At 53.9% G+C, this 1,572-nt stretch carries 1 rRNA gene; it reads left to right on the top strand.

Going from position 1 to position 1,572, the window contains the following annotated elements:
- Position 1: 1 nt before the first annotated feature.
- A 16S ribosomal RNA gene (locus V7K45_RS05165) occupies positions 2 to 1,492 on the top strand.
- The last annotated feature ends 80 nt before the right edge of the window (positions 1,493 to 1,572 follow it).

The following is a 1,572-nucleotide window of genomic DNA, read 5'->3' as shown; positions in this document are numbered from 1 at the left end:
CAAAACGGAGAGTTTGATCCTGGCTCAGGATGAACGCTGGCGGTATGCTTAACACATGCAAGTCGAACGGTGTCTTCGGACACAGTGGCGGACGGGTGAGTAACGCGTGAGAATCTGGCTCTAGGTCTGGGACAACCACTGGAAACGGTGGCTAATACCGGATGTGCCCTTCGGGGTGAAAGGTTAACTGCCTGGAGATGAGCTCGCGTCTGATTAGCTAGTTGGAAGTGTAATGGACTCCCAAGGCGACGATCAGTAGCTGGTCTGAGAGGACGATCAGCCACACTGGGACTGAGACACGGCCCAGACTCCTACGGGAGGCAGCAGTGGGGAATTTTCCGCAATGGGCGAAAGCCTGACGGAGCAATACCGCGTGAGGGAGGAAGGCTCTTGGGTCGTAAACCTCTTTTCTCAGGGAAGAACACAATGACGGTACCTGAGGAATAAGCATCGGCTAACTCCGTGCCAGCAGCCGCGGTAATACGGAGGATGCAAGCGTTATCCGGAATGATTGGGCGTAAAGCGTCCGCAGGTGGCAATGTAAGTCTGCTGTTAAAGAGTCTAGCTCAACTAGATAAGAGCAGTGGAAACTACATAGCTAGAGTACGTTCGGGGCAGAGGGAATTCCTGGTGTAGCGGTGAAATGCGTAGAGATCAGGAAGAACACCAGTGGCGAAGGCGCTCTGCTAGGCCGTAACTGACACTGAGGGACGAAAGCTAGGGGAGCGAATGGGATTAGATACCCCAGTAGTCCTAGCCGTAAACGATGGATACTAGGCGTGGCTTGTATCGACCCGAGCCGTGCCGTAGCTAACGCGTTAAGTATCCCGCCTGGGGAGTACGCCGGCAACGGTGAAACTCAAAGGAATTGACGGGGGCCCGCACAAGCGGTGGAGTATGTGGTTTAATTCGATGCAACGCGAAGAACCTTACCAAGGCTTGACATGTCGCGAATCTTCTCGAAAGGGAAGAGTGCCTTCGGGAGCGCGAACACAGGTGGTGCATGGCTGTCGTCAGCTCGTGTCGTGAGATGTTGGGTTAAGTCCCGCAACGAGCGCAACCCTCGTTTTTAGTTGCCAGCATTAAGTTGGGCACTCTAGAGAGACTGCCGGTGACAAACCGGAGGAAGGTGGGGATGACGTCAAGTCAGCATGCCCCTTACGCCTTGGGCTACACACGTACTACAATGCTCCGGACAGAGGGCAGCAAGCATGCGAATGCAAGCAAATCCCGTAAACCGGAGCTCAGTTCAGATCGCAGGCTGCAACTCGCCTGCGTGAAGGAGGAATCGCTAGTAATTGCAGGTCAGCATACTGCAGTGAATTCGTTCCCGGGCCTTGTACACACCGCCCGTCACACCATGGAAGCTGGTAGTGCCCGAAGTCATTACTCCAACTTTTCGGAGAGGAGGATGCCTAAGGCAGGACTGGTGACTGGGGTGAAGTCGTAACAAGGTAGCCGTACCGGAAGGTGTGGCTGGATCACCTCCTTTTTAGGGAGACCTACACCCCTTAGATATCGAAAAACACACAGTTAAATAGATACTAAGTTGGTCATTCCTTAGGTCGGTCG

Origin of the sequence: Nostoc sp. (genome assembly GCF_036917375.1) — a bacterium.
GTDB lineage: Bacteria > Cyanobacteriota > Cyanobacteriia > Cyanobacteriales > Nostocaceae > Nostoc.
Note: the sequence above shows the minus strand (reverse complement) of the source record. Positions and strands in the feature narration are given on the sequence as shown.